Source organism: Anaerolineae bacterium, from assembly GCA_025062375.1.
Taxonomy (GTDB): Bacteria; Chloroflexota; Anaerolineae; order SpSt-600; family SpSt-600; genus SpSt-600.
Genome location: JANXAG010000012.1, coordinates 50,315 through 52,907, shown reverse-complemented (window position 1 = coordinate 52,907; position 2,593 = coordinate 50,315). Strand labels below are relative to the sequence as shown.

Sequence of the window (2,593 nt, the reverse complement as noted above, 5' to 3'; positions counted from 1 at the left end):
TCTGGAAGCCTGAGAACCTGGCCAAGCTGCCCAAGGACAAAAAGATTGTGGCCTATTGCTACTCCGGTCACACTGCGGGAATAGTCGCCACTGTCCTCAACCTCCTGGGTTACGACGCTATCAACCTCAGGTTCGGAATCATGGGCTGGACTAAGAAAGATGAAGTGGTTGGTGCGCCTCGTTTTGACCCAGCTACCCAGCCCGATTACCCGGTAGAGACGGTTGCTCCTCCGACACTCCCTGTTACCGGAGGTGAGGGCTCCAGCCTGGTTCCTGCAATCCTGATAGCTTTCGGTGGCATCTCTCTGGCCGCAGGGATAGGTGGGTTGTTCATCCTTCGTCGCAGGACCAGGTAAGCGTGGTCAAGCTGGCCCCCGCAGGCTGGAAAGGCCTGTGGGGGCCCCATAACGGGGGGAGTTCATGAGCCAAAAAGCTTGTTTTGCCTTATCCATAGCAGGACTTGCTGGGGCTATCTTCCTGGTGGTAGCCTGTGCTCCTACCCCCACGCCGATAGCTCCTGTCCCACCAACCACCGTAGTGGCCACCCCACCACCAACCCCTACCTTCACCCCACTACCCCCCACCCCGACCCCAACCCCCGCAATTCCTCCAACTCCAACACCCCCTCCCAGTGCTGATAACTGCGTTGCGTGTCACACCGACGCTGAAGCTTTAAAGGCGGTGGCCGAACCACCACCCAAAAAGCCTGCACCCGAGGGGGAAGGCTGAGCTGCCCCTCCGCCTCCGTTGGAGGTCTGGCAAAAAGTATTGGTAGACAAAAGCTTCCTGGAGGATATCCACAATTCTTACAATTGCATCGGCTGCCACGGCGGTGTGGCTGGCACTCAGGATAAAAAAGAAGCTCATAAAGGCATAGTCAAAAACCCCACCGAAAAATGCGCCGATTGCCACGGGGAGATTGCTAAGACAGCAGAGACTTCCCTGCACAGAGGGCTCCATGGTTACATTACAGTCCTTGAAGCCCGTGGTGCAGACTTCACTAACCCCAACATGCAAAAAGCTTACCAGAACCATTGCGCTTACTGCCACGCCGATTGCTCTCACTGTCACATAAGCCGCCCCATTTTTGCCGGCGGTGGGCTGATCAAAGGCCACCTGGTTAAGAAAATAGTCTCCATTCGTGATACCTGCCTTTCCTGCCACAGCGCCCGCGTTGGTGCTGAATACATGGGCTTGAATGAAGGGATCCCCGGGAGCGTGCACTGGGAAAGGGCTGGAATGAACTGCTTCAACTGCCACCGCATCACCAATTTCCATGGTGATGGAACCCAGTATGCTCACCGCTATGATGGCAAGCCTGTGCCTTCTTGTCTGGATTGCCACCCTGATGTTAAAGGTGGTAAAGATGGCATAAAACATCACGTCATCCACGACGGCAAAGTGGATTGCTACGTATGCCATGTCTCCGGGCCTTATAAGAGCTGCTACGGTTGCCACGTCATAATCAAAGAAGGCATGCCCACTTTCAGGAGTGCTCCATCCAAGATGACCTTCAAGATAGGCCTCAACCCCAATCCCACAGAGGAACGGCCTTACAAGTATGTGCTTCTGCGCCATGTGCCTGTTACGCCGGATACCTTTGCTACTTACGGAGAAAATCTCCTACCGAACTTCAACGCTGTGCCTACCTGGAAATACACCACACCTCACAACATCGTCCGCAATGCTCCTCAGACTAAGACCTGCAACAGCTGTCACGGGAACAAAGCGCTTTTCCTGACGGCCGAAGACGTGGCACCGGAGGAGCTTGAAGCTAACAAAGCAGTAATAGTGAAAGAAATCCCGAAGGCCCGGTGAGCCTTTGAAGCCAGCGAAAATAAGGGAGGGCGATTGGCCTAAGAGCCGATCGCCTTTCTTTTTTGTTCTACAGCCCACAAAAGTAACCAAAGGTGAAGGACAAGAAAAAGGACCAGAAAAATTGGACAACCAAAAGATTCCGGCAAGGTTCCACCAGCTAAAACAAAAAGAGCACCAGTAACATAAACCATAAACAGGGTCACCGGCGGAGCTAACACCCATGCCCTCATAAGCCTCGAAGGCATAACCCCAGCAAGGCTTATCAAAGGAGGCAGAAGAAGCATGGCTGTGTGATAGTGCGAATGCCAGGTAAAAGCCATTGTGCCCGCAATGGTCCCCAGAAGAGGGATGGAAATGGCTTTTTCATCCCGCGGGCGAAATCCCACCCACAGGTAAAGGACTAAAGCCGCTGTAAAAGCCATCCCAAACCCCGCTACAACCCGTCCCAAGGGAAAAACCAAAGCGTCCAGATACATACCAAGCGCACGCCAGTTCATCATGCACTCCACCCCTGTTTCAAAACCATACGTTCCAGCTTTAAGCCAGAGGCTGAGCATCCCTTTGAATCCTTCGGGACCGCTTATGAGCCATGAAAGCAGAAGCAGAGCCAGAAAGGTCAGAACAAATCCTACAATCACTCTGAACTTTCTGGCCAGAACCAGAGCAGGCAAAATCAAAACCAGAGTTTGCGGTTTCAAAAGCAACCCGGCAAGCCAAGCTCCAGCTTTCCAGGGCCTATCTTCCCATAAAGCCCGCATGAACTCCCCAACGCAGA

Annotated in this window: 4 protein-coding genes; 3 read left to right on the top strand and 1 reads right to left on the bottom strand. The window is 53.4% G+C overall.

Annotated elements, in window-relative coordinates:
- The 3 genes from NZ653_05120 to NZ653_05110 all read left to right on the top strand — a co-directional run.
- The coding region (locus tag NZ653_05120) for a rhodanese-like domain-containing protein (GenBank protein MCS7286498.1) at positions 1–356 on the top strand (356 nt) is incomplete at its 5' end.
- 64 nt (positions 357–420) lie between these two features.
- A complete protein-coding gene (locus NZ653_05115; protein MCS7286497.1) occupies positions 421–729 on the top strand; it encodes a hypothetical protein in 309 nt (102 codons plus the stop codon).
- Between the two features lie 39 nt (positions 730–768).
- Positions 769–1,818 carry a hypothetical protein gene (locus NZ653_05110; protein ID MCS7286496.1) on the top strand — a complete coding sequence of 350 codons (1,050 nt, stop codon included), beginning with the start codon at positions 769–771 and terminating at the stop codon, positions 1,816–1,818.
- Positions 1,819–1,856: 38 nt separating this feature from the next.
- On the opposite strand, the gene NZ653_05105 is transcribed toward NZ653_05110, so the two are convergent.
- Positions 1,857–2,593 (bottom strand): glycosyltransferase 87 family protein (locus NZ653_05105; GenBank protein MCS7286495.1); only part of this gene is annotated, 737 nt, incomplete at its 5' end.